We start from the raw sequence: 3,366 nt of genomic DNA on the forward strand, positions 1-3,366 counted from the left end.
ATGCCTGAAGCGGCGGTAGTTGCGGAGATCGCCGAGGCGGCAAGCGCCGAGGCGTCGGTAGTGCCGTGGGTGTTGTCGGCGGCCGGCGATGGCCTGTCGGCCCAGGCCGAGAATCTGGCGGCCTTCGTGGAGGCGCGCCCCGACCTCCCCCTCGCCGACACGGCCCGGGCGCTCGCCACCACCAGGACCGTCCTGGAGCACCGCGCGGTGATCCTGGCTTCCGACCGCAACGAACTGCTCCACGCTCTGAGCGCTCTCGCCGAGGGCGGTACGGAGCCCAACGTCATACGAAACTCTGCGCAGACCAACGGCCGGACGGCCTTCCTGTTCGCGGGGCAGGGCTCGCAACGGCTCGGCATGGGCCAGGAGTTGTATGCCAAGTACCCCGTCTTCGCCGAGGCGTTCGACGCCGTGGACGCGGAACTGCCCTTCGATCTGCGGGAGGTGGTGTTCGGTGAGGATGCCGACCTGCTGAACCGGACGGAGTTCACCCAGCCGGCGCTGTTCGCGCTGGAAGTGGCCTTGTTCCGGCTGCTGGAGTCGTGGGGTGTGCGCCCGGACGTGCTGGCCGGTCACTCGATCGGTGAGATCGCGGCGGCTCATGTGGCGGGGGTGTGGTCCCTGGCGGACGCGTGCCGTCTGGTGGCGGCGCGCGGCCGGCTGATGCAGGCCCTGCCCGGGGGCGGGGCGATGGTCGCGCTCCAGGCCGCCGAGGACGAGGTCCTGCCCCTGCTCGGTGACGAGGTGGGTGTCGCGGCGGTCAACGGGCCGCGGGCCGTGGTGGTCGCGGGTGTGGCGGATGAGGTGGAGAGGGTCGCCGCGCACTTCCGTGCCCTGGATCGCAAGGTGACGGCGTTGCGGGTGAGTCATGCGTTCCACTCGCCGTTGATGGAGCCGATGCTCGCCGACTTCCGGGTGGTGGCCGAGGGGCTGTCGTACGGGGAGCCTCGGATTCCGGTCGTCTCGACGGTGACGGGTGAGGTGGCTGCGGCTGAGGAGTTGATGTCGCCGGAGTACTGGGTGGAGCACGTGCGTCGGCCCGTGCGGTTCGCGGGTGCCGTGCTGCGGTTGGCGGAGCAGGGTGTGTCGCGGTTCGTGGAGCTGGGCGCGGACGGGACCCTGACGGCGCTGGCGCAGGGCGGTCTCGACGGTGCGGACGGGGGCGTTCTGCTGACCCCGACCCTGCGCAAGGACCGCCCCGAGACCCACTCGCTCCTCTCGGCGGCAGCAGAGCTGTTCGCACGCGGCACCGCACTCGACTGGACCGCCGTCTTCACCGGTACGGCTGCTGCCGCGACCCCCGTCGACCTGCCGACGTACGTGTTCCAGCGGCGCCGCTTCTGGCCCGCCGCCTCCGCCCTGCACACCCGGGATCTGGGTGCGGTGGGGTTGGGTGTGGCGGGGCATCCGTTGCTGGGTGCGGCGGTGGAGTTTGCGGGTGGGGATGGTCTGCTGCTGACGGGGCGTGTGTCGTGTGGGGTGCAGGAGTGGTTGCGGGATCATGTGGTGGCGGGTGTGGTGGTGTTTCCGGGGACGGGGTTCCTGGAGTTGGCGTTGCGGGCGGGGGAGCAGGCCGGGTGTGACCGGGTGGAGGATCTGACGATCGCGGCGCCGTTGGTGGTGCCGGAGCGGGGTGGGGTCCGGGTTCAGGTGCGGGTGGGTGCGGCGGACGAGGCCGGCCGCCGCACAGTGGAGATCCACTCCCGTCTCGAAGAGCTGCCCGACGACCTGCCCTGGACCTTGCACGCCACGGGCGTACTGGCCGCCCTCGCGGCCGCGCCGACCGCCGACCGTTTCGATTTCGGTGTCTGGCCGCCGCAGGATGCGGTGGCGGAGCCGGTCGAGGGGGTGTACGAGCGTTTCGCCGGGCTTGGCCTGTCGTACGGTCCGGTGTTCCGTGGGCTGCGGGGTGTGTGGCGACGTGGCGACGAGGTCTTCGCGGAAGTCGCCTTGCCCGAGGGGCACGAGGACGGGGCGGAGCGGTTCGGGGCGCATCCGGCGTTGGTGGATGCGGCGCTGCACGCGGTGATGTTCACGTCGGTGCTCGGGGACGGGCGGGCGCGGTTGCCGTTCTCGTGGTCCGGGGTGTCGTTGTGGGCGTCGGGTGCGCGTGCGTTGCGGGTGCGGGTGGTGGAGCTGGGGTCGGACGCGGTGGCGTTGGAGCTCGCGGACGCCGCGGGTGGGTTGGTGGCGTCGGTGGAGTCGCTCGTGCTGCGGGAGGCGTCCGGCGACCTGGCGAAGGCGGACAACCGCCATGTCGACAGCCTCTTCCAGACCGACTGGTCTCCGGTCCCGCTCACCCCGTCCGTCGACGGTGTGACGCAAGCCCCCGCTGTGCTCGTCGGTCTCCCCGACACTGCTGTGGAGCCCGGGACGGACGTCCTGGTGCGGGTGGGGAGGCCGGTCGGCGGCGCGGCCGAGGCCGCGCACGAGGTCACGGCCCACGTACTCGCCCAGGTCCAGGCCTGGTTGTCGGAGGAGCGGTTCGAGGGCGCCCGTCTGGTGCTCCTCACCGAAGGGGCCGTCACGATCGACGAATCGTCCGCCGATCCGGCCCTGGCGGCGGTGTGGGGCCTGGCCCGCGCGGCACGCGCCGAGGCACCGGACCGGTTCGCACTGCTGGACGTGGACGGCTCGGACGCGTCCTGGGCCCTGGTGCCCGCCGCACTCGCCTCGGACGAGCCGGAGCTGGCACTGCGCGGTGGCACGGCCTACGCGCCCCGGCTCGTCCGCGCCGCGACCGGTACGGCTCTGACCGTGCCCGCAGGGCAGCAGGCATGGCGACTGGACATCGCGGAGAAGGGCACCCTGGAGGGGCTCACGCTGCGCGGTGTTCCGTCCGATGAGTTGGCGGACCACCAGGTGCGGATCGCCGTCCGTGCGGCGGGTGTCAACTTCCGCGATGTGCTCAACACACTCGGCATGTACCCCGGCGACGCGAAGGACTTCGGTCTGGAAGGCGCCGGTGTGGTGACCGAAGTCGGCCCGGGAGTGAAGGGCCTGGCGGTCGGTGACCGCGTCATGGGCCTCTTCTCCGGCTCGTTCGGGCCGGTGGCGGTGGCGGATGCGCGCAAGGTGGCGCGCGTGCCTGACGGCTGGTCCTTCGCCGATGCGGCGTCGGTGCCGGTGGTCTTCCTGACGGCGTATTACGCGCTGACGGATTTGGGTGCGGTGCAGCCGGGTGAGTCGGTGCTGGTGCACGCGGCTGCGGGTGGTGTGGGCATGGCCGCGGTGCAGTTGGCGCGGCATCTGGGTGCGGAGGTGTTCGGTACGGCGAGTGCCGGCAAGTGGGGCACTCTGCGGGGCCTGGGGTTGGACGAGGCACACATCGCGTCGTCCCGGGATCTGGCGTTCGAGGGCGCGTTT

1 protein-coding gene is annotated in these 3,366 nt (G+C 71.9%); it reads left to right on the forward strand.

The genetic code is table 11. The features are described 5' to 3' along the window. Positions 1–60: 60 nt before the first annotated feature. Positions 61–3,366, forward strand: a 3,306-nt coding sequence (locus AQJ58_RS45595) for an acyltransferase domain-containing protein (RefSeq protein WP_159056427.1), incomplete at its 3' end; no start/stop codon positions are given.

This window comes from Streptomyces sp. DSM 15324, assembly GCF_001514285.1.
Lineage (GTDB): Bacteria > Actinomycetota > Actinomycetes > Streptomycetales > Streptomycetaceae > Streptomyces.